This window comes from Cylindrospermum sp. FACHB-282 (assembly GCF_014697195.1).
Lineage (GTDB): Bacteria > Cyanobacteriota > Cyanobacteriia > Cyanobacteriales > Nostocaceae > Cylindrospermum.
This window is the reverse complement of the sequence record NZ_JACJRJ010000011.1, coordinates 82552-104355: the sequence shown is the minus strand read 5'-3', so window position 1 is coordinate 104355 and position 21804 is coordinate 82552. Positions and strand designations below refer to the sequence as shown.

The following is a 21804-nucleotide window of genomic DNA, read 5'->3' as shown; positions in this document are numbered from 1 at the left end:
ACTGAAGATTTAGTTTATAAATCAACTATAGCAATCCTATTTGATTGGTGAACATAAAGTGAGTCAGATACCCGACTTCTCTAAGAAGTCGGGTATCTTTGTGTTCACAAATGATTTAGGACTGCTATATTAGAGGCTATTTAGGGGAATAATAATTATAGATTCTAATTTATTGCCTATTTCTTAGGATGAGCGATGTCTAACGACAAGCCGCAAGAGTGGCTACCCTTCGATATCAATAAGGCTTATAAAATTCTTGGCTTAAAACCCGGTGCATCGGGTGAGGAAGTCAAGCAAGCTTATCGCCAAATGGCGAAGATTTGGCATCCAGATAGTATTTTGGAACCTGAAAAAAAGCTAAAAGCAGAAGAAAAAATTAAAGAAATCAATCAGGCTTATGAAAAGTTAAAGTTTTATCAGCCAAGTAAGACCAATCACTCTGGACATCAATCGACTTCTACTTCCATCAAAATTGATTCAATTCCATCGAATGCGGAACGTTTCTACAACCAGGGGATGGAGAATGAGAAACAAGGAAAATATAGTGAAGCAATTGCAGATTTTACCCAAGCGATTCGCTGGAACTCTAACTATGTAGAAGCCTATAAATTCCGGGGGCTGATTTGCTCAAAACTGGGATATGAAAATAGAGCAAAGTCAGATTTGAAAAAGGCTAGAGAACTGGAACTGGAATTTAAACTGAAAAAGGCACAGCCCAAACCAACATCGCCACCAACACCACCTAATAAACAACATAAAAACGATGATACGCCCTAGTTATAACGCTATTTTAGGCTTGCAGGCATAGACGCTGTATCCGCCCGATATCTTCCTTGCCAAGATTAAAAGTGATTAAAGTAATTATTCACTACCCCCCCCTTTGAAATTAACGAAGCCCTTGATTTATCGTTGAAGTTAGGGGGGAGAATGAACGGTTACAAAGTTACACTACGAAAGCTTTGAACGACATATAACTAGCTAAGAAAATCAACAAAAATGTAAATAGAATTCGGACTAAATTATCTGACAATTTTGGCAACTGCCTAGCACCTAAATTTGCGCCAAATAACGATCCTAAACCCAACATCAATCCTGGTATTATCAATATATTAGTAGAATCTACGATTATATAACGACTAACTGCCCATAAGGAAATTAATACAATAGCTCCGTAGCTGGTTTGTATAGCTTCTTTTATGGGCATTTTAAGAACCAGAACTTGCAGAGGAACCATTACAATCCCCCCACCTACTCCAAACAAACCAGATAGAACTCCAGCTATTAGTCCAATGCCTTGAGTTTTTAAAATTGGCATTGTTGAATTTACAGTGGATTGAGGTAGCTCAATTTCCGCCGCTTTTTTCTCGACTTTTTGAAGTTTATTTTTCAAGTTTATCAGCCAAATTGCAGCTATCTGGAGACCAGCAAAACTCAATAATAGCCATTTACTAGGCAAAGCATTAGCAATGCCAACTCCTATTTCAGTTGTTAGCATTGCCGGGAATGTTAATAAGGAAACTGTTTCAATTTTAAATGCGTTCATTTTCCAATTCTGGATTGTTCCAGAAATTGCGCCAAGGCTAATTGCAACTAAGCTAGTTGCAACAGACTGAATTGGTGATGCTCCAATTGCTGCAAGTGCGGGAACATAAAGTAAACCGCCTCCAATACCAAGGATAGCAGAAATAATTCCAACTACTATGCCAATTGGAAACAAATGTAGCACATTTAAAATACTGCTAACACTTACTTGTGTCATGGTAGAAATCCTTAAAAAAAGAGGTATAGGGCATCTCAATCGGCAATTTACAATTCCCAATTATTTGGGGTAATTGCGAACTGACAGCTGAGTAAATAGGAAATAGGGAAATTACAGCTATTTTCAGGAAAATAGACTCTGCTGTGTTAAGAGGTTGAGCGCAGACATCTCAGGCTTGAGTTCAGGCTTATTTCTCCACATTGCAGAAGATATTTTCACCATATTACCGCGTTCAAATTTTACTGGTTCTTGCGCTGACTTATCTGTCCCACGCGGGGTGATTTCGATGAGCGGAGTAGGAAAAATCTGTTTGAGCTTAGAAATAGCTTCATAATATCGCTCTGTATCGAGACATTCTTCGCCATTATGGCCGCGAATATGCAGGTGTATAATAGCCGCTCCATTTCTAACAGCACCGTGAAGTTGTGGCAAGTTACCACTAGAGAACAACTTTACACTCTAGGCAGTCATAACGATTGGGTTAATTCTGTTGCTTTTAGTCCAGATGGTAAAATTGTTGTTAGTGGTAGTCGAGATATGAGAGTTAAGATTTGGCGGTGCGATGTTGGGTAAAAGGCGATCGCTAATATCTCAAGTAGGTTTTATCTATCATGTATTGATAAAGATAATTTTTAGGGTTTATTCGTTCAAAATAATTGGGTAAACATCCTATTTTGCGAGTAAGAATCAAATAATTTGAGCAAAGCAATAAACTATATATCGATCAATTAGCTAATAGCCAGCAAAATTTATTTATTGAATGCTCCTTCTTTTGATAGAGTATGAACTCCTTCATTTAGATAGAGCCATAGTTGCCGATGAGAAGTTATGCTGATATCTGTTTCAGACAAAGGTAGCTAATCGAACATTTTCTACCTAAAAATTGTTTGAATCTGTTCATATCTCTTGTTCTTGCAAAGATTTAGTTTGTCAATATGTTGAGGAGTGAAATCAAATTTTATGGCTAATCTAAATGAGCGCGAAGTCGGTAAAACTGAACTCAGTAAAGAATCTTCTACGGATATTAATGGTAATACTCACACTAGCTTGACGCGAAAATCTGAAACCGTTAGTAATAGCAAAACTAATCCTCAGTCTTACCAGCAGGGTTACGTACAGGGACGAAACAATGCCCAAGCTAATTTAGCCGAGCGTGATGATAACAATGCTTCTCGTGGTTTGCTGTTAGGTATTATCTTTACCTCCCTAATTAGTTTGATCGTGGGTGCAGTCTGGTACTCTAACCAGCGCAATAATGAAGCTGTGGAAAATGCTGCCCCTATCGTAATTCCTGTACCTAATAAAGTTAGTCCATCTCCGGCAGCGGCTCAAGCTCCTCAAACACAAACCACGATTATTGAAAGAACTAGGGAAGTACCTGTTCTGGTTCCACAACAGCAAGTTCGTCCCGCAGCTGCACCTTCCCCACCAACTATTAATGTGACTGTTCCGCCCGCAGCTGCACCTTCCCCACCAGCGGTTAACGTGACTGTTCCGCCCCTACAGCCTGGGGCTGCTCAAAAAGCACCTTCTGCTACGCAGACGATCCCTAAAGAGATAGCAAGCCCAAAAACTCCAATTAGTAATACTCCTGCTCAAGAAAAGAAGAACGTCACTTCTAAAATTACTGCGCCTAAAGAGGCAGAAACCTCAAACAGTACATCCGATAGTGATTCATCTACCACTACTACTCCTAGTAGCAGCGGTTCCACTCCGTAGCAGCTTCCGAATGCGTTCATCAGCGGTTTGTAATGGCTTGGTAGTCTTCTTGATAATTTGAGGTGACTACCAGATTTTGCACAAATCATCAGCAAAGCGAATAACACAGTGTTTATAAGGAAGTTTGTTTAAATATTACGGAAGATTAATGGTAGTAAAGTTTAGTAAATCTACGGCACAGGTTAACAATCTTAGTGCTAGATTAAGAGCAAGGTACAAAAAGGTTAAAAGTTAAATCAAAACCTTCTAGCTGCCAGTTAGAGCCTGTGCCTCCTGCTCTAATGTTCTCGCAATCACTGTTAAGTTGTGGCATCCTGTAAATGTGTTTTCGCCGAAAGTCCACTGATTTGTATTGGAGGTTTTTGAACGCACAGCCAGACAAATGCCTGCCTATTTGGAATAGATGATGCACAGTTCTGAGTAGTTGATTGCGAATATTGTCCACATTAGTTGAGTGAAGTCGAATTCTCTGATTTTCTTAAAAAATTGCATGATGAAAGAACCGCTTTAAGCTACTGATATGTATCCATCGTAGCTTGGGGCGGTTTCTGCTATGAGTTAGTCAAAAATCTAGAGTTTACAGTTTTTTGACTGCTGGACTAATGACTAATTAAGGTAATTACAGTAACTTCTGGTGGGCAAAATAGGCGTCCTGGGCGATAAGTTCCTAAGCCGCGATTGACATATAATTGATTTTCTGCGATTTTGTGAAATCCTTGGGCCCATTCCCAATAACGTACCACTTTAGAGCAGTCTCCTAACAACAAAGACACCCAACGCCGCAATTTTTTGGGAGTTTGTTTGAATAGCTTTTTGTAATAGAGGATTGCGGGGCCAAATCCTGGAATAACAATATGACCTCCGTGGGTATGGCCAGATAGTTGCAAGTCTACTCGCCATTTTTGCAATATTTTGGCTGTATCTGGATTGTGGGATAGAACAATGCGGGGTGTGGTGGAATCTAGTTGGTTCATAACTGGTGCGGGGTTGAATTGCTGTGACCAATAATCAGCTAGTCCTACTAGTGGTAATTCTTTGCCTAGTGGGTAGGCGATTTCATTCCACAGGACATGCACCCCAATGCTAGTCAGTGCATCTGTTATTTCTGTTTTTGAGTGGCTGTAATGGATATCGTGGTTGCCAAGTACGGCATAGATTCCACTGAAGCTTTGCAGATGTTTGAGTCGTATTACTAGTTGGTGAATTGGTGTGGGGTCGTCGGTTACGTAGTCACCTGTTAAGAGAATTAAATCTGGTTCAGCTTCGTTAGTAAGTGCGATCGCCTTTTTTAACATTTTCTCCGATAGACGTAAGCCATCGTAGTGAAAATCTGATAGCTGCACCAGCTTTGTGCCTTGTAAAGATGCCGGTAAATCTGCGATCTTAACCGTTATTTTATCTACTCTTAAACGTCCTGTAAACAACCAGTGCATAGTTTAAAAGATGCTCCTTATACTAGCGTTTACAGCTTATCAAAAATCAAAATAGATTTTGATTAAATATAATATTTTGCCTAATTTAATCTCAATTAAATTAATAAATTTGTTTAAAATATGACACTATCCTAGTACAGCATGGCGTAAATACACTACCTATTCAAAATCAATTAAAAGCTTACATCATCAGCTTTTTGAATGACAAAATTTTGAATCGCGCGAGGCGGTACTAGTACACTGGGGCGTAAATTAACCAACGATTCTAGCTATCTGAAAAGCTCACTCTGTTTTAATTTTTAATTTTTAATTCTACCCTAGGGTACTAGTTATTTTCTAGAGTAATTATAGTAACTTCCGGGGGGCAGAATAATCGTCCTGGGAGATAAGTGCCCAAGCCACGATTAACATATAGCTGATTTTTGCCTAGCTGATGTAAACCTTCTGCCCATTCCCAATGGCGGACTACAGAATAATCTTTTCGCAAGAATGGGACTCGACGCCGGAGTTTTAAAGGTATTTTTCGTACGATTTTTTTGTAATAGTGCCCGATAGGGCCAATTCCGGGAATAACGATTTGCCCGCCGTGAGTATGACCAGATAATTGCAAATCTACTCGCCATGATTGCAATATCTCGGCAGTATCTGGGTTATGGGATAAAACTATGCGGGGTGTGGCGGGGTCTAGCTGGTTCATCACTGGTGCGGGGTTGAATTCTTTTGAGAATTTATCCGCTAGTCCTACTAGTGGCAATTCTTGCCCTAGTGGATAGACGATTTCGTTCCATAGGACTTTAACGCCAATGTTAGTAAGGGCTGCTGTGACTTTTGCTTTTGATTGTTTGTAACATATATCGTGGTTACCAAGTATGGCGTAGATACCACAGTTACTTTGCAGTTTTTTAAGTCGTAGCGCTAGTTGATGAATGGGTTCTGGGCTGGTGGTTACGTAGTCACCGGTTAAGAGAATTAAATCTGGTTGGGCTTGGTTGCTAATTGCGATCGCCTGATCTAACATTTTTTCTGTCAGCCGCAAACCATCGTAGTGAAAGTCTGACATCTGCACCAGCTTTTTACCTTGTAATGATGCAGGTAATCCTGCAATCTTGACCGTTAATCTCTCTGTACTCAACGGCCCAGATAATAAACTGTGCATAAGGCGTTTAATAATCTTTAATGGTCGGATTTATAGCTTAACGAAAATTCTTCTGGTTGCCTGTAGAAACCGCATAACTTGTTGAAAGTTTCATGAAAACTATTGATTTTGGCGTATTTATACTTGGTTTAATTAACCGTAAATTTACTATAGCAGTCCTAAATCATTTGTGAACACAAAGATACCCGACTTCTCTAAGAAGTCGGGTATCTGACTCAGTTTATGTTCACAAATCAAATAGGATTGCTATATATTTTGGACATAAATATTTTTTGTTTCGTGCAAAGACACAAATAAGAACACAAAAAGAAGTACTTCTGCCAAATTTCTGAGAATTGACAGAGACAATCTGCCAAAAAGTAGAACAGTAGGACGGGAAAATTTGCTGTTTTTACCATGGGAAGCAGCGCAAGCTAAAGCTGAAGGAGAAAGGTTGGTTAGCGATCGCTTGGCTGCACAACTACCCACACTAAGAACTGCTCAAAATTTACTCAGCAACAGCAGGTAGAGGTTGTGGAAAATTTTGTAGATTATTAAGTTGTTGTTCTGAGGGCTGGAAATTGAACACTTGCTTCAACACCTGCATGAGGATAGTAGGGTGAAATAATGCGGTGGGTGGCTTAATCATGTGCATTACTTCTAAGAAAACCTGATGGATTTCAGGAGTTGTAGTTTGCAGCATCAACACTCGCTCTAGATATAGCTGCATAATTTTGTTCATCAGGCTGGGTTTCGCGCCCTCGGTAGTAGACCAACGTAAATCTTCCCCTGTTGTAATTAGCCAAGGTACATTAATTACCTTGTGGAGTTGTTTTTGAAAGCGTCGGGATAGACCGATTAAATTACCGTCTGGGTGCTGAGATAATTGTTTGGTTAAACACTCATCCAGAGTCAAAGCACCTAAAGCCGCAGTAGTCATGCCTTGACCATACACAGGATTAAAAGCACAGACGGCATCACCTAATACCGCCAAGCCTTCTGGTAATTTAGAAAGTTGTTCATAATGACGGAGACAATTTTCTGTGCGCTTATAGGCGTAGATAGGAGAAAGGGGTTTGGCGTTTTTGATAGTTTCGTAGATGATAGGCGATCGCAAACTCCGGGCAAAATTCAGAAATTCCGCCGCGTCAGTAGATGGATAATCACGACCTACGCCAATTAATGTAAGAATCCAGCGATTCTCTTCAATTTTACAGATCACACCGCCGCGAGTGCCTGGTGCTTGTGCTGTTATATAGGCAGCATTCCAGTCAATTTCCTTTTCAGGAGCCAGTTCATACCAACAGCTGGCATAGCCCAAAAAAGAGTTGATAATTGTTTCCTGGGGCGGCTCATAGCCCATTGCTTGCAACCATTGAGGCGATCGCGAATTTCGCCCACTGGCATCCACCACTAAATCAGCAAAGATATCTGTTTCTGCTTCTTTATCCAAACGTACCCGCACACCTGTAATGCTAGTGTTATCGGCGTTAGACAGTAAGCTAGTTACCTGTCCTGCTTCCATAAATGCAACACGGTTATTAGCAGCCAAGCGACGGCGAATTGTCGACTCCAACAGATTTCGGCTACAGGTGGGGCTAATCAGATCAGAATGAAATCGGGGTGCCCAGCCACCAATACCCAACCAAGGACAGTCTGCTACACAGTCCATAGCGGGTGCTCCTGAATCAGTTAATTCAGCCTCGATACCAGGAAATAGCTGCTCCAGAATTTGCTTACCCCGCGTGAGTAGCACATGCAAATGATGTGCTTGGGGTACACCTTGGCGCTGTTCTGGTTCTTTAGACAGGCGATCGCGTTCCACAATTGTTACATGGTCAAAATGCTTAGTCAGTACCTGAGCCGCTAGCAGTCCAGCAATACTTCCCCCAATCACAACAGCCTTATTTTCTGTGGATGAGCCACTATGGGAATTAATCATTTTATACTACACTTAATTTTTTATTAGGATATCGCAGAATCAGATCCGCCATATCTCATTTTAATAAATGGTAATTTCTCAGCGGTATTATAAGGATTTACGCATAACGTCATAAATTACCATCTCTTGGTAATATTAAAGCTTTGATATAGCAGTTTTAATTTGTGTGCAATACAGATAATTCATAGGGTCACTAATTGCACTTCCATACTAACCGAAACAACTTGTCCAAAAAGCAACTTGCTGTTTCATTTCATCCAAATCTAAACAATCTCTAGCATAGGCTTTACGTAAAAGCGAGTGCGGAATAAATTTATCGTATTTTTGAACTTCTGGGGCTTCCGCATCACCAACTAAATCTTCTGGAGTAATTCTTTGCTCACATAAAGACACAATTTCATGGTAAAGATACTCAAACTTACCCTTGCCTAATTTAATAGTCAAATAATATGGATTTACACCACCAATGCTGATGATTTCCAAAGACTCCCGACAGCAAGAATTAAGCAATCTTTCTAAAGTGCGGTAAGCCACAGTACCCATCCAGGGAAAAATACAGCATTTACCTTTTTCTAATAGCAAAATATTTTGTTTATTTAATCCAGTCTTGCGTGCCAGTTGGCGAACTATCTGCAAACGATGTAGAGCATTTTTTTGCAAATAGCTATACTCTGTGTCTTCCAGCAAAACCTGCCGCATCCGTTGCAAAACTCTTGTATGAATAGTGCCACCACCACCACGCCAATAAATACTAGCCTTTCCCTCAACTTGCTTGACAGCAACAGACCTTTTTTTAAAATCAACTTCTAAAACTTCCCAACTTCTCCCAGCCAAAGCAAATTGATTACCAACAACAGGCGGTGTGATAATACTACCAATTTCCACTGTACCTTGCTTTACCACATATTCCTGGCTATCAGCAAACACAGCGTAAAACTGAAATTTCCTCACCACTTTTTCCCCTGCCAAGCCTATAATTAATTTACCTTCTTCAGTTTTTTGAATATGATTAATATCAATTAAATAGCGTAGCAATATCAAGAAATCCCCTTGAGTAATAGCAGCAAATGGTGGCAGGTTTAGAACTTGTTTAGCGAGAGCAGCCGGTGAAAGTTCCCCCGTAGCAGCTAAAATGCTCATTGTTTGGTGATAAAGCAAACTCAAAGGATATTTGACAGGCTTTATCGGTTCCAGCCAACGCTCCTCTAAATAAAGTTGAATAATAGCAATACACTGCAAAAGTTGCCAGGGGATTTGTTCCGGTAGAGACGCTTCTGATAATGGTTTATCTTCAGCACAAACAAAGCGCATATCCGCAGCTTCACCTCTTCTCCCACTGCGTCCTAAACGTTGTAAAAAACTAGCTACAGACAGAGGTGATTCTAACTGAATCACTCGCTCTAAATGACCGATATCTATACCTAATTCTAGAGTTAGCGTAGCAGCAGTCACAGCGGGATTACTAGGTTCCCTCATCGCATCTTCCGCAGCTTGCCGCAAGCTAGCAGATATACTGCCATGATGTACATGATAGATGTCTGGAAATCCTTCTTTTGTGGCAATTTGTCGCAAAGAAGCAATTATAGATTCCGTTTGCGTGCGATTGTTTGCAAAAATGAGGCATTTACGAGATTTGCTGAGATTAAAAATATATTGTTCGTAATCAGTTATCTCTGATTCATCAACTTCATGATAAAAGTGTTCTAGCGCCAGTTTAATTTGACGTTTTGCCCCCTCAATTTTTGGAGTAATTACTAGCTGTTCAGTTCCAGAACTCAACCAATCTTCAGCCATTGAGTAATCACCAAGAGTTGCTGATAAACCAATACGGCGGGGTTGTTTTTGCGTCAACTTTGCTAAACGCTGTAATTGGCAAATAATTTGACAACCGCGTTCCGAACCCATAAAAGCATGAATTTCATCAATGATGACAAACTGTAAATCACCAAACAAGCGAATTAGGTCATGATTTTTATTAATTAACAAGCTTTCTAGAGATTCAGGTGTAATTTGCAGAATGCCCTGGGGATTTTTTAAAAGCTTGTTTTTCCGATTTTGAGCAACATCACCATGCCAATGGCAAACTGGAATATCTGCTGTTTTCAACAAGTCGTTAAGACGCTCAAATTGGTCATTAATTAAAGCTTTAATGGGACTAATGTATAATACACCTATCGTTGCCGCCGGCTTTTTATGTAATAGAGTTAGAACTGGCAAAAACGCCGCTTCTGTTTTCCCCGCAGCTGTGGCAGCGGTAACTAATAAATGAGCATTAGTGTCAAAGATAACTTCACAAGCGGCGATTTGCACAGGTCGTAATTCAGTCCACTCATGATGATAAATATATTCTTGAATAAAGGGTGCGAGTTTAAAAAAAGTGCTGTTGCTCATACATTTTCTTGATTTTAGCTGGCTATTTTGTACAGAGTGTGAAAGAAGAATCTCATAAAAAATACTGAGACTCATACTTGTTGTTGGCTTAAGTAAGCTTACAGTGGTAAAAGAGCAAAGAATAAAGTTATAAAAGCAACAAAGCTTTGAAGTAAACAGCAAATGACAAGTCAGGGTTTAGGTGATTTTGCCAAAGAGATACTAGCAGAACGCTACGAAGTGCAGCAGCATCTGGGTAAAAAAGCAGGACGACGGACGCTGCTAACTCGTGATTTGCAAACCCAAGAACTAGTAGTAGTTAAACTACTTTCTTTTGGTGATGAGTTTGAATGGCACGACTTAAAGCTGTTTGAGAGGGAAGCCGAAACTCTCAAAGCACTCTCCCACCCTGCTATTCCCAGCTACCTAGACTACTTTGAGTTAAATTTACTCGGCAGCAAAGGATTTGCACTCGTACAAAGCTATATTCCCGCTGAATCTTTAGAAACACAACTCAAAGCAGGACGTAGTTTCAGTGAAGAAGAAGTCAAACAGCTAGCAACAGCCATTCTAGAAATTCTCAAATATTTACATGGTCGTCAACCAGCAGTAATTCATCGTGACATCAAGCCCAGTAACATACTACTGACAAATCGTTCTGGCAATAGTGTGGGTGAGGTTTACTTGGTAGATTTTGGCTCAGTGCAGACCATTGTCAGAATAAACAGCACCATGACAGTTGTTGGTAGCTACGGATATATGCCACCAGAGCAATTTAATGGTAGGGCTACTCCTGCTTCTGACCTTTACGGTTTGGGTGCAACTTTAATTTATTTAGTGACAGGTCAGCATCCAGCAGACTTACCACAACAAGACTTAGTAATTAAATTTGAACAAGCAGCCAATATTACCCCTGGTTTCAGCAGTTGGTTGAGGAAGATGACACAACCTATTTTGAGTAGACGGTTGGCTTCTGCTGAACAAGCTTTGCAAGCTTTAGCAATACCTATAAATAAAACTCAGACTCCAGTGAAGGCATCTAATTCAGTTTTGGGAAAGCCTTTTGGTAGTAAAGTTATTTTGCATAAAAATACAGATTTTATAGAAATTATCATTCCCCCAGTGGGTGGAGTTTCAAAAATGATGGTGATGTTCTCTTGGTATTTTAGGATAGTTTTGCCGCTTTCTTTTTTAATGATTTTGCCTATATTTAACATGATGTCACCTTTACTGCTTCCAGTTAGTTTATTAATATTATTTTTTGTCGTATCTATGTGCTTATTTGGAAACAAAACACTTCACATCAATAGTAGGCAAATTTCTTTATGTTATGAATTATTTGGCATTGAGCGTCATTATCCACTTCCTAGCCTCAAAAAATATATTGTCCGCTTAGAAAAAACTTATACTTACTACAATAATAAACCTCAACCTTGCTTAATAATCTGGTCAGGAATGCAAAAGTATAAAATTCATACTGGTGAAAATAATATTTTTTCTGTTAATACCTTAGAACTTGATTGGTTGGCTGAACAAATTAGTGATTGGCTAGGATTACCAATTACTAAAAACTAATAAAAATTCCTTAATCACAGACTGAATTCTACTGCATCATCTTCATCTGCATTTGCATCTGTACCCGCAGTGGTAGGTCTAAAATTAGAGCCATGAATTAAGTCACCAAATGCAATTTCTGGGTTTTGGTGGAGAATATTTAGCAAACTCATAAAGTCGCGCACAATTTCCCCTGGAGTGAGTAATGCTGCTGCACCCAAGCGGTTGACAATTTCTTGGATAAAATCTTTCAACTGATGATTTGTCAAAATCTTTTCATACCCAAAATTGAGAGCATGAATTTCTGTTAAGCGCTGCAAAAGCGTGAGGATTTCTACTTCAGTTAACGGGTTGAGGCGAATGACTGGCCCTAAATACTCTTGTACACCAGCTTGGGCGACAAAACGGCTTTCTTTTGTGCGTCTGCGCCAAGCTTGGTCAGCAAAAAGTCCCCGATTTGGGTCTTCTAAAAACTTGGTTGTTCCACCGATGACAATGCCAAGATTTTCGGCTTTGCATTGCATAGTGTCATTGAACATTGTTAGTAGTCTATTATAGTTTTTTTCACGAGTTACTGTAGTGGATATTTGGTATAAGTTTACGGCTTCATCAACTAAAACTAAAAGCCCTTTATAGCCAATTTCTGCCACAAACTTAGCCCATAGCTTGATGTAATCATACCAGCTATCATCGTCAATTATTACACGCACGCCCAAAGCTGCTTTTGCCTCAGTTTTAGTATTAAATTCTCCCCGTAACCAGCGCAATGCTGCATTTTTTAATTGTTCATCATCTAAGCGGTAGCCACGCCAATAAGCAATTACAATACTGCCAAAATCGAATCCGTGAACTAAATCTTCAATATATTGAACTACTTCTCTAATTTTCGTCTCCACTTGGTCATCGAAACCTTCGTCATTGGGGCGTGTTCCGGTTTCTTTAGCCACTTCTTGTTGGATTTTATTAATCCATCCTTCCAAAATTGAAACTAAAGCACCACCATCAGGACGAGTTTTTGTAGCGAGGCGACACATCAATTCTCGATAGGTTGCTAAACCTTCATTATTGGTTCCTGCTAGTCGGCGTTCAGAGGATAAATCAGCATCAGTTACTACAAAACCTTGCTCCATAGCACGGTTACGAATCATTTGCAGTATGAAGCTTTTTCCAGAACCATAATTACCAATTATAAAACGAAATGCTGCAACACCCTCAGCGATATCGTTGAGATTTTGTAATAAGCTTTGGAGTTCTTTTTCCCGACCTACTGCAATATGTTCAACTCCCACTCTGGGGACTACTCCCGCACCAAGGGAATTAATTAAAGCAGTGGTTACTTTTTTCGAGATTTTGAGTTTTGCCATAAATAAAATTAACTAAAAAGTGCCCCGCTAACAGCACTACTGAACTCGCTTGATTCTACCCATTTGATTAATTATCTGACAATCAATGGGCGAGAATAATTTAATTTGGTGTGGCGTATCTAGCCATGAGGTCATCATAAATGGCAATCATTTTTTTGACATTTTTTATATGCTCCTGATAAACTTCGGGAATTTCTGCGGTTGTCTGGATTATTAATTCACCAATAGTATCATTTGCTCGTTCATTAATAGAATCGATTAATAGATTTGGCATGGTGATATTTGCTTCGGCTATTTGTTTAATGATAGCCTGGGGATTATTTTTCTCGACGATGGCTTTTAATATCTGTATTTCATAGCCTGGTAGATTTTCTAGTAAATCTGTCCATTCTTCGGGTAAGTTTTCAGATGCATCGAGTTGAGTATTTTCTGTTTCTAAGGGTTCGAGTAATTCAGCAAAAGGAAACAACTCAATACTATCTTCTTCTGCGGTGTCAAGTAAGGGTTCTTGATTGAATGTTTCCATTTGTTGTAGTAATTCCCAAACTTGGCTTTGCAAGATGTCGCGTTCATCTTGTAATAATGCAACTTGCCCTTGTAATTGGTCGAGTTCGGCTTGTTGTCCTGCTGTTTGGGTTTGTAAAGAATTTAGGATAATTTCTATATTTTCTTTTTCAGTTTTTGTAGCTATAAGTAATTGATTTTGCTTGATTGTGTCGGCTTCTAGGTCTTGAATTTCAATTCGCAGTTCATAAAGTTTTTCCTCCAGTTGGGGTTTGAGTCTGCCTAGGAGGGTTAAATTGCTCTCAACTTCTTGTCTCTCTTGCTGAAGTTCGTCAATTTGCATTTGCAACTGAGTAAGTTCTGCGCGAGATGTATGACAATTTAATTCTAGTCGGCGTTTTTCAGAGGTGAGGATAGAAACAGAATTATTGAGTTCTAATTTATTTTTTTCCAGGCTATTAAATTCGGTTTTTAGGATAAAAATTTCAGATTCTAGCTGCTTTTTTTGTCCAATAAAAGTGCTTAATTCCCGATGAAGGCTATCTCTTTGGCTGCGACATTCTGCTATTTGATTTTGCAGTTGCTTTGACTCAGCATATAATAAGTTATTATGCTGCTCTATTTGGTTGATTTCTCGGAAAATACGAGATTTTAATCCCTCAAGCTCTTTAATTCGCTTGTGGAGGGAACTTAAAATCAGCATTTCATAATTTCTGCGCCGTTTATCAACAAATAATGCAGCTGCATAGGTGGCTAATACGGTAATTATGCCTGTGAGAAAGGCTTTAGTAAAATCCCAGTTGGGAACGAGACTCAGACCAAAACTCACACTAAAGGCAGCTAGACCGAGAATCAATCGATTACTTACTATTGCTGATTGCATATTGCTTGTTCTTAGCGTAGTAAAGTTTTCAGAATAAGTAGTCTTTAAGGCCATTAATCCTCACGTTATCGCTTTTGCAGGTACGGTTGTAAGTAAGTGTATATAACATGGTATTGTGGGTAATCAGAAACTTAATTCACTAGCAAATTAATTTCATGATCAAGTTTCAGGTATATTTTTATTTGCACCAAACAGGGCTAAGTCGGCTTTTAAGAAATCAATAAACTGCCGCGCTGTTCTGCCAGAACGACCATTATGGCGAGTTGCCCACTGCAAAGCTTGATATTCTAAGTCTTCTGGGGTAATATTAATGTCAGCTTGTGCTGCTAGATGCTGGACAATTTTTAGATAAGTCTTCTGATCTGCTGGTTCAAATGTTAAGGTTAGACCAAAGCGATCGCTAAATGAGAGCTTCTGTTGCATCGTGTCCCAAGCATGAATTTCATTGTTATCCTGGGGAGCAGGGCGGTCGGCAAAAAACTCCGGAATTAAGTGGCGGCGATTAGAAGTGGCATAGACAACTACATTTTGGGGTCGTGGGGTCAAATTGCCTTCTAAAACTACTTTGAGTGCTTTAAAGACATCGTCATCTGCATCAAAAGAAAGGTCATCGACAAAGATGATAAATTTCTGGGGTACTCCCCGCAAATGTTCGACAATTTTCGGTAAGTCTTGCAATTCTGATTTTGCTACTTCTATTAGGCGTAGATTTTGATCGCTATACTCATTTAACAAAGCTTTAACTAAAGAAGATTTACCAGACCCACGACTACCATAAAGCAATACATTAAGTGCTGCCTCTCCTGATAATAAAAATGCTGTATTTTTTAACAAAGCATCTTGCTGAGATTCGTAACCTACTAGTAAATTTAGCTTGATTGTATCAGGATACTGGATACCAACAAAATGTCCAGCTTGCCAGCGTAAAGCGCGATATTCAGCAAATAGACCTGTGCCAAATTGGCGGTAATAAGCTGCTAAATCTTCTACAGCATCAGCCCAGTTTTCTAACTGTTGTAGAGATGTAACTAATCCCTTGGTTACTTCTACCTCTTCTGGCTCCTGATACCAGACTATGGGTGAAATAGGTAGATAGGCTACGTCTTGTACCCACTCGCTTAAAGAAGCGCTGCTACATTCATAGAGACTTTGCAATACTTGTAAATCATGCTGAACGGCTGCTATTAAAGCTGGGGGCAAATTAGCAAATTCTCGCCGTTGAGCAAGCTTGGTAAAGGGATTGTCGGAAATCAGTATTTGAGTAATTAAGTATTCCTCCCAGTTTTGATTTCTCGCAGCCAAAGCTTGAAAATAACTGCCGTAGGCTTGGAGGCAACCCCGTGCATCGGCGTTAGTGTAACGTATAGCTTGTAACAGGTCAAGAAATGTACTCCCCACTTCACTTTGGAGGACAGATTGGTACAGTAAAAGTGAAGCTGCTTGGCGCTGGAGGAATTGAACTTTGGTGTAGGACGAAGTACTTCCTGTATGCATCGCTTGATTATCCATCAATCAACTGGGTGATGAGAGCTACTAAGCTATGGTAAATTGTCTGCTGACACTGGCAGTAAAATGAAAATCTACACAGGTGTTAACAAATGAATTTAGGTATAATCGCTGCCCTTGTTTACGGTATTTTAGCTATAGTTGGTGGCATTATTGGCTACATTCAAGCTAATAGCAAGGTTTCGCTGGTGAGTGGTAGCATTAGCGGTTTATTACTCATTTTTGCTGCTTACTTGCAATTCCAAGGACAAACCTGGGCTTTGATCTTAGCAGCTTTGGTTACTGCTATTTTGGTAATTTTCTTTGCGTTTAGATTGGCTAAAACACGCAAATTTATGCCTGGGGGATTGATGATTATTTTGGGTATGCTGGCACTGGCAGCGATGGTGAATCAAATTTTGGTCTTCAGGTAGTATCCTCCTGTTTTTTTGACATAGCATAACTCTCTCTGCCTTAAGTAATTATATTAGTACATTTATATTACCGCAGGCAAGGAGCAAGGAGGTTGAAAGGTGGCGGTGACAAAACCTAGGTGATACTGAGGTTTTTAGGCATTGATGATGAGCATCTGAGCCAAAAAATTCTTCTCTACCTGCCTAAAATGTCCTGTTATCTTGGTTTTGTGATGATAAATAAAGATATTAATGTTGAATGTCATGCTGATTTCAGCGAAGTATTTTTGAGATTCGATGCTGGTGTCAGGATGAGATAGTTGTTATGGGTACTATATTTTCCTCAATTATATCAAGAGAAGTAAACATCCTAGATTGATAAATGACTGCAAAGAGAGCAAACAAGATTACGAGTGGATGAAGGCAGGAGGTAGAAGGCAAAAAATCAAGCTTCTAGGATTAACTTTTTAACTTTTTTCTACTGGATAATTATTTCTGCCACGCTGCGCTAATTATGTTGATTCCCTTGGGAAAAACCTGGACAAAATTGGTCAGCCAATGCAAGGAAAGCGGCTTGAAAATCTCGTTTTCACAGAATATCTTGGGTGATGCCGCGCGGCGCACCGAGTTTACCCATCTAACGAGTAGATTTTGGATCAGGAACCGCCAATGAAAGGATAACTTTAATGAAACCCCATAAACTGGAAGGCGGAACTGCATCAAAAAGATTAACTACAAGAGATTGCTTGTATCGGAGTTAATCATCTCAAAGATGTAAACACTTTATGTGAGCTTCAACAGATATTAAAGGAATATTCAAGGCTATATTGCCATATTGGCAAGTTTTTCTGGTGCAAATGGGATATTAGTAGATAGTACCAATCATTATTGATATTCGTACTATTGTTGGTATCTACCGAAAACTGCTAAGGCTAAGTCAATCCTGACATAGGTGATTCTCTCAGCAATTTAAGGAACTAGGAAATAATACATGTTATTATCACTGTCTTCTCACAATGTTATCCAGTATCTGCAAGATGCAGGTCTGTGTAGCTCAGAAGATGGCGCATCTTATGAATCTGAGTTGCCAGAAAGCGGTAATAAAAATCTCAATTTACTGGTGACTTTGGCAGGTAATCGTAAACTGCTGGTTAAACAAGAACGTAACATTAATAATGATGGAACTCCCCATGAGTTTTTTAATGAGTGGCTGTTTCAGCAATTACTACAGCAGTTTCCAGTTCTTGGCAACATTTCTGCGATCGCCTCATTGGTGCTACATTTTGATGAGGAAAACTCCATCCTTGTCCGCAGTTACCTGACTGAATACATAGAACTGGGGAGCTTTTACGAAAAAACCGAGATTTTCCCAGAATCGATAGCTGCTGTTATTGGCACTACATTGGCGGGATTACATCGTACTACCTTCCAGCGTCGAGAGTATCGTGATTTTATGGCAACTGCTCCCGAAGGACAGTTTCGCTATAGCTTCTACAACCCAGCCCAAGGGATAAACTCAATTGGCCCAGACATTTTTGGCATAGTTCCCACCGATGCCCTGAAATTCTATACTTTCTATCAGCGCCACGAAAGTTTGGAATCAGCAATTGCAGACTTGTCTTATGAATGGAAACCTTGCTGCTTAACTCACAATGACTTGCAGTTAAATAATATTTTAGTTCATTCCCGGTGGCAACAGCTAGATAATTGCTTAATCCGGCTGATTGATTGGGAAGCTTGTAGTTGGGGAGATCCAGCTTTTGATTTGGGAACTCTCGTGGCAAGCTATTTAAAAATTTGGCTTTCGAGTCTGATTGTAGATCCCACCATTGAGTTAGAAGAATCTCTGCGTCTGGCAGTAACTCCCCTAGAGGTTATTCAACCTTTGATAGTGGCTTTGATTCAGGCTTATCTCCATGCTTTCCCCATGATTTTAGAGTACCGCCAAGATTTTATTTTGCGCGTTGTCCAGTTTGCAGGGTTGGCACTCATTCATCAAATTCAGGACATGATTAAGTGCCGTAAATACTTTGATAATCGCGAGCTTTGTATGCTCAAAGTTGCCAAAACTTTATTGACTATGCCTGAGCAAGCCTTACTGACTATTTTGGGAATATCTGAGTCAGAACTTATCCAACCTGTGGTGAAATTACACAAACTTCCTGAGCCTGAAAGGGAGCAACAATTGCTTCGGATTTATTACGAAAAAACCCGTCTGCGTGGTTGTTAATATGTATAAATTTAAATTTGAGATAAATAAATGCCTCTGACTTGAATAGGCAATTTCACTTTTTTTTGCAAGCAGCCTAGTAAACAAGCATAATGTTTGCTCGCTAGTAATTTTATCATCCTGAATCTTGATTTGTGAATTGATTAATGCTAGATTATTCTACCAAGCAACTGCTTAATTCTTTGTCCGACATTGCCAGTAATATCCAGATTGAGTCAAACTTTTGTATCTATCATCCCAATTATCAACCTTTTGCCCTGCCGACTAAAGTAGCAGACAGATTTCAGCAAAATTCGGCAGCTTTACAACATAAGTATTTGACTCTATTACTGAGAAATTTCCTTTATGGGATCTATTACAATGGTTCCTTGCAAACTACTTTAGCTGTAAATGGTGATCAGTCTAATTGTTTGCCACACCAAAGCTTAGAAAATAATTCCAGCTTGGGGATTGATTGGGAATTTTATGAGCAACTTCATAATTGCAATCACGGCGCTGGTTACTATGATTCTAGTTGGCAGGTGTTGCGGTTAGAACCTGATGGTAGTATGGCGGTGACTAAAGGCGATTTGACATTGTATGTTGAGCCAGAATGTCATCTCAAATCTAGTAAAAAATCTGCCAAGGTGGGTGAATTGATTGCAATTTGGATGCCCAAAAATCGACTGTACAATGGCTGTTATGTTGCAGCTAGCAATATTGGACAGGAACGCCTGGGTAAAACAGACGGGAATTTAGAATTAGGGCGAATTTACTTTAATTTTACCCCTGCTGGTGCGATCGCACTCATGGATAGCTTAACACTGCAACTAAACGCCGCCTCTATTCCCTTCAGCTTTCAGGTTCTCTACAATCCCGCTGCTTATGGACGCTACGATTCAGGGATTCTCCATTTTGAACGTCACGACTATCCAGCTATTCGCAAAATCCTTCAAGTTGTTTATCTAGAACATCAATCTCATTTTCAGCCGGAAATCCCCCTATTTACCAAGTTTTTAGCCCCAGGATTGAGTTTAGCTGAAGAACCAAACCAAAAATTTGCCACAGAAGAAAGTTTTGGGATGAACCGTTGCCAAATTGTCGCTAATGCTTTGTTAGAAGCTTGGCAAAAAGGTAAAAATGCTCTTGAAGAACGGATGCGGACTATTGATCAACACTTTGCACAACACTTAATTGATGTCCAACGTCCCTACCTCAATCCCAGTTCTGAGGATATATATAACCCCTTAATTGAGTAGCAATCTAAAAGTCTGGACAGTTAGCGTTAACAACATTTCTGGGTGGCTGATTCTTCTGTCATTGGGAGACACAAAAAGGCTGGTATAGTAGAGAAATGATATACTGCTAAAACTCAAACAGCGCCTAACGGAAAGGACTTACAATAAGTAAGTAGGCGAAAAGAAATCAAACTATGTTAAGTAAAGTAACAAAAGTTGAAATTAGCTTGTAGTGAGGGCTTCAGTCCTACTTTGTAAAGCCCTCCGGGCATAGCTGCGCTTACCGCCTAGCGTCTACTACAGGAGATAGAGAGGGCTAAAGCCCTCACTACAAACCTTTAATTATTTACGTTCCTCTACTTAATAGCAGCCACCGAGAGAGGTGAATTATGGTTCAAGCCTTAACAAAACCAGTAACCTTTGCAGAATTTATAGACTGGTATCCTGAGACAGGGGTACGCTACGAACTGCACGATGGGGTAATTGTTGAAATGACACCACCAGTAGGAGATCATGAAGAGATTGTTGGATTTTTGGCTACAAAAATCACATTAGAGTTCAGCCGACTTAATCTACCCTACATCATTCCTAAAACCGCATTTGTTAAACCCCCTGAAGCAGACTCTGCTTATTCACCAGATGTGCTGCTATTAAATCGCTCCAACTTGGTTAACGAACCGTTTTGGAAGAAAGGATCTACAGTTAGCCAAGCGGCATCAGTTCCTTTGGTAGTTGAGGTTGTCAGCACTAACTGGAGAACTGATTACTTAACTAAGGTGAATGACTATGAGGAAATAGGTATCCCTGAATACTGGATTGTTGATTATTTGGCATTGGGCGGTAGGCGCTTCATCGGTAATCCCAAACAGCCAACTATATCAATTTATTCTTTTATTGAGGGTGAATACCAAGTTAGTCTGTTTAGGGGTAATGACCAGATAATATCACCAACTTTTCCAGGGTTGAGTTTGACTGCTGAAGAGATTTTTCGGGCTGGGATCACGATTTAGTTTTAGACATACCCCGCCCAGAACTAAAGTTCAGGGCTAATAACTAAAGTCCGTTAAAACGGACTAGAAATTTATTTTTAGTCGTCGTTAAAACGAATGAGTGCTATTAGAATCAGAATTCATTCTGAGGCGGACTTAAGTTCACCCGCTTGAAAAATTTGTCTAGCCGTTAAACTCAATTCTGGGAAAGTGGGTGATATTATTCTGTCATCACCTCTAAATTGGCTAACCTGATACTCACCATCAAATAATGAGTAAACAGAGAAAGTTGGTTGTTTGGGATTGCCGATAAATTTTCTACCACCCAATGCCAAATAATCTGCAATCCAATATTCTTGAATACCCAATAACTCGTAATCTTCCAATTTTCTGGCGTAGTCATCTTCCCAATTGGTGGAAACAATCTCTACAACTAAAGGAATAGATGTTCCTAATGTAATGATAGATTCCCTCTCCCATCGAGGTTCTACCCTGTCAACTTTTTGCCCATCTAAAATAATTACATCTGGCTCATATCCTGACTCTTGCGCTGGCTTAATGACGCATTCTTTTGGGATAAAGTAAGGCAGTTGCAAGCGTTCAATTTCTATAAATAGCTTGCCAGAGATAAACCCAGCTATTTTTGAATCTTTACCAGTTGGCTTAGGCTTTTCTACAATTTCCCCATCATGTAGTTCATAGCGTTGTCCCGTATTCTCTGGATACCAAGCAATAAATTCATTAAAGGTTATCGGTTTCGTTAAGGCTTGAGTCATAACTTAGTCCATACTTGTTATTTTATACTAC

19 protein-coding genes are annotated in these 21804 nt (G+C 39.6%); 9 read left to right on the top strand and 10 right to left on the bottom strand.

What is annotated here, in order from left to right; genetic code table 11:
* Window positions 1–195: 195 nt before the first annotated feature.
* Window positions 196–777, top strand: a complete 582-nt coding sequence (locus H6G32_RS08245; RefSeq protein ID WP_242046526.1) for a J domain-containing protein — start codon at window positions 196–198, stop codon at window positions 775–777.
* A 166-nt stretch (window positions 778–943) separates the two neighbouring features.
* On the opposite strand, the gene H6G32_RS08240 is transcribed toward H6G32_RS08245, so the two are convergent.
* Together H6G32_RS08240 and H6G32_RS27355 are read right to left on the bottom strand one after the other, a co-directional pair.
* Window positions 944–1759: a sulfite exporter TauE/SafE family protein gene (locus H6G32_RS08240; protein WP_190456973.1), complete on the bottom strand. Its 816-nt coding sequence runs from the start codon at window positions 1757–1759 to the stop codon at window positions 944–946.
* Window positions 1760–1882: 123 nt separating this feature from the next.
* Window positions 1883–2191: a 3-keto-5-aminohexanoate cleavage protein gene (locus tag H6G32_RS27355; RefSeq protein WP_190456971.1), complete on the bottom strand. Its 309-nt coding sequence runs from the start codon at window positions 2189–2191 to the stop codon at window positions 1883–1885.
* On the opposite strand from H6G32_RS27355, the gene H6G32_RS08230 reads away from it, so the two are divergent.
* Window positions 2144–2332, top strand: a complete 189-nt coding sequence (locus H6G32_RS08230) for a WD40 repeat domain-containing protein (protein WP_309232573.1) — start codon at window positions 2144–2146, stop codon at window positions 2330–2332. The two genes, H6G32_RS27355 and H6G32_RS08230, sit on opposite strands and share 48 nt — an antisense overlap.
* A gap of 387 nt (window positions 2333–2719) precedes the next feature.
* Window positions 2720–3478, top strand: coding sequence for a hypothetical protein (locus H6G32_RS08225; RefSeq protein WP_190456969.1), 759 nt, complete (start codon window positions 2720–2722; stop codon window positions 3476–3478).
* 599 nt (window positions 3479–4077) lie between these two features.
* Here H6G32_RS08225 and H6G32_RS08220 read toward each other — a convergent pair.
* Together H6G32_RS08220 and H6G32_RS08215 are read right to left on the bottom strand one after the other, a co-directional pair.
* Window positions 4078–4911, bottom strand: coding sequence for a metallophosphoesterase (locus tag H6G32_RS08220; protein WP_190456967.1), 834 nt, complete (start codon window positions 4909–4911; stop codon window positions 4078–4080).
* A 325-nt stretch (window positions 4912–5236) separates the two neighbouring features.
* Window positions 5237–6067 carry a metallophosphoesterase gene (locus tag H6G32_RS08215; protein ID WP_190456965.1) on the bottom strand — a complete coding sequence of 277 codons (831 nt, stop codon included), beginning with the start codon at window positions 6065–6067 and terminating at the stop codon, window positions 5237–5239.
* A gap of 382 nt (window positions 6068–6449) precedes the next feature.
* Between H6G32_RS08215 and H6G32_RS27070 the strand changes: the two genes are divergently transcribed.
* Entirely contained in the window at window positions 6450–6575 is a 126-nt protein-coding gene (locus tag H6G32_RS27070) for a hypothetical protein (protein WP_255502411.1), read from the top strand.
* On the opposite strand, the gene H6G32_RS08210 is transcribed toward H6G32_RS27070, so the two are convergent.
* Complete coding sequence (locus H6G32_RS08210; protein WP_190456963.1) at window positions 6555–7988, bottom strand: FAD-dependent oxidoreductase; 1434 nt, start codon at window positions 7986–7988, stop codon at window positions 6555–6557. The genes H6G32_RS27070 and H6G32_RS08210 overlap by 21 nt on opposite strands.
* Window positions 7989–8198: 210 nt before the next feature.
* On the bottom strand, window positions 8199–10379 hold the full coding sequence (locus tag H6G32_RS08205; RefSeq protein ID WP_190456962.1) for a DEAD/DEAH box helicase: 2181 nt from the start codon (window positions 10377–10379) through the stop codon (window positions 8199–8201).
* Between the two features lie 162 nt (window positions 10380–10541).
* On the opposite strand from H6G32_RS08205, the gene H6G32_RS08200 reads away from it, so the two are divergent.
* Window positions 10542–11933, top strand: a complete 1392-nt coding sequence (locus H6G32_RS08200; RefSeq protein ID WP_190456960.1) for a serine/threonine protein kinase — start codon at window positions 10542–10544, stop codon at window positions 11931–11933.
* A gap of 14 nt (window positions 11934–11947) precedes the next feature.
* Here H6G32_RS08200 and H6G32_RS08195 read toward each other — a convergent pair whose 3' ends face one another.
* The 3 genes from H6G32_RS08195 to H6G32_RS08185 form a co-directional block, all read right to left on the bottom strand.
* The gene (locus H6G32_RS08195) at window positions 11948–13276 is read right to left on the bottom strand and encodes an ATP-binding protein (RefSeq protein WP_190456958.1); all 1329 of its coding nucleotides are present in this window, start codon (window positions 13274–13276) and stop codon (window positions 11948–11950) included.
* A gap of 100 nt (window positions 13277–13376) precedes the next feature.
* Window positions 13377–14663, bottom strand: a complete 1287-nt coding sequence (locus H6G32_RS08190; protein ID WP_190456956.1) for a tellurite resistance TerB C-terminal domain-containing protein — start codon at window positions 14661–14663, stop codon at window positions 13377–13379.
* A 159-nt stretch (window positions 14664–14822) separates the two neighbouring features.
* Complete coding sequence (locus tag H6G32_RS08185; RefSeq protein ID WP_190456954.1) at window positions 14823–16172, bottom strand: ATP-binding protein; 1350 nt, start codon at window positions 16170–16172, stop codon at window positions 14823–14825.
* Window positions 16173–16261: 89 nt separating this feature from the next.
* Here H6G32_RS08185 and H6G32_RS08180 point away from each other — a divergent pair, with 89 nt between their 5' ends.
* The 4 genes from H6G32_RS08180 to H6G32_RS08165 all read left to right on the top strand — a co-directional run bounded on the left by H6G32_RS08180 (window position 16262) and on the right by H6G32_RS08165 (window position 21018).
* Entirely contained in the window at window positions 16262–16582 is a 321-nt protein-coding gene (locus H6G32_RS08180) for a TMEM14 family protein (RefSeq protein ID WP_190456952.1), read from the top strand.
* A gap of 970 nt (window positions 16583–17552) precedes the next feature.
* Entirely contained in the window at window positions 17553–18791 is a 1239-nt protein-coding gene (locus H6G32_RS08175) for a phosphotransferase family protein (RefSeq protein WP_190456950.1), read from the top strand.
* Window positions 18792–18937: 146 nt separating this feature from the next.
* Window positions 18938–20029: a T3SS effector HopA1 family protein gene (locus tag H6G32_RS08170; RefSeq protein ID WP_190456948.1), complete on the top strand. Its 1092-nt coding sequence runs from the start codon at window positions 18938–18940 to the stop codon at window positions 20027–20029.
* Window positions 20030–20397: 368 nt separating this feature from the next.
* Window positions 20398–21018 carry a Uma2 family endonuclease gene (locus tag H6G32_RS08165; RefSeq protein WP_190456946.1) on the top strand — a complete coding sequence of 207 codons (621 nt, stop codon included), beginning with the start codon at window positions 20398–20400 and terminating at the stop codon, window positions 21016–21018.
* A 119-nt stretch (window positions 21019–21137) separates the two neighbouring features.
* On the opposite strand, the gene H6G32_RS08160 is transcribed toward H6G32_RS08165, so the two are convergent.
* Window positions 21138–21773: a Uma2 family endonuclease gene (locus H6G32_RS08160; protein ID WP_190456944.1), complete on the bottom strand. Its 636-nt coding sequence runs from the start codon at window positions 21771–21773 to the stop codon at window positions 21138–21140.
* Window positions 21774–21804: the final 31 nt, after the last annotated feature.

What these genes read in the sequence shown, in the direction of transcription:
- H6G32_RS08190 (WP_190456956.1), bottom strand. Translation starts at nt 14,663, where the DNA reads ATGCAATCAGCAATAGTAAGTAATCGATTGATTCTCGGTCTAGCTGCC.
- H6G32_RS08180 (WP_190456952.1), top strand. Translation starts at nt 16,262, where the DNA reads ATGAATTTAGGTATAATCGCTGCCCTTGTTTACGGTATTTTAGCTATA.
- H6G32_RS08200 (WP_190456960.1), top strand. Translation starts at nt 10,542, where the DNA reads ATGACAAGTCAGGGTTTAGGTGATTTTGCCAAAGAGATACTAGCAGAA.
- H6G32_RS08215 (WP_190456965.1), bottom strand. Translation starts at nt 6,067, where the DNA reads ATGCACAGTTTATTATCTGGGCCGTTGAGTACAGAGAGATTAACGGTC.
- H6G32_RS08225 (WP_190456969.1), top strand. Translation starts at nt 2,720, where the DNA reads ATGGCTAATCTAAATGAGCGCGAAGTCGGTAAAACTGAACTCAGTAAA.
- H6G32_RS08205 (WP_190456962.1), bottom strand. Translation starts at nt 10,379, where the DNA reads ATGAGCAACAGCACTTTTTTTAAACTCGCACCCTTTATTCAAGAATAT.
- H6G32_RS08240 (WP_190456973.1), bottom strand. Translation starts at nt 1,759, where the DNA reads ATGACACAAGTAAGTGTTAGCAGTATTTTAAATGTGCTACATTTGTTT.
- H6G32_RS08170 (WP_190456948.1), top strand. Translation starts at nt 18,938, where the DNA reads ATGCTAGATTATTCTACCAAGCAACTGCTTAATTCTTTGTCCGACATT.
- H6G32_RS08175 (WP_190456950.1), top strand. Translation starts at nt 17,553, where the DNA reads ATGTTATTATCACTGTCTTCTCACAATGTTATCCAGTATCTGCAAGAT.
- H6G32_RS08160 (WP_190456944.1), bottom strand. Translation starts at nt 21,773, where the DNA reads ATGACTCAAGCCTTAACGAAACCGATAACCTTTAATGAATTTATTGCT.
- H6G32_RS08220 (WP_190456967.1), bottom strand. Translation starts at nt 4,911, where the DNA reads ATGCACTGGTTGTTTACAGGACGTTTAAGAGTAGATAAAATAACGGTT.
- H6G32_RS08210 (WP_190456963.1), bottom strand. Translation starts at nt 7,988, where the DNA reads ATGATTAATTCCCATAGTGGCTCATCCACAGAAAATAAGGCTGTTGTG.
- H6G32_RS08245 (WP_242046526.1), top strand. Translation starts at nt 196, where the DNA reads ATGTCTAACGACAAGCCGCAAGAGTGGCTACCCTTCGATATCAATAAG.
- H6G32_RS08195 (WP_190456958.1), bottom strand. Translation starts at nt 13,276, where the DNA reads ATGGCAAAACTCAAAATCTCGAAAAAAGTAACCACTGCTTTAATTAAT.
- H6G32_RS08165 (WP_190456946.1), top strand. Translation starts at nt 20,398, where the DNA reads ATGGTTCAAGCCTTAACAAAACCAGTAACCTTTGCAGAATTTATAGAC.
- H6G32_RS08185 (WP_190456954.1), bottom strand. Translation starts at nt 16,172, where the DNA reads ATGGATAATCAAGCGATGCATACAGGAAGTACTTCGTCCTACACCAAA.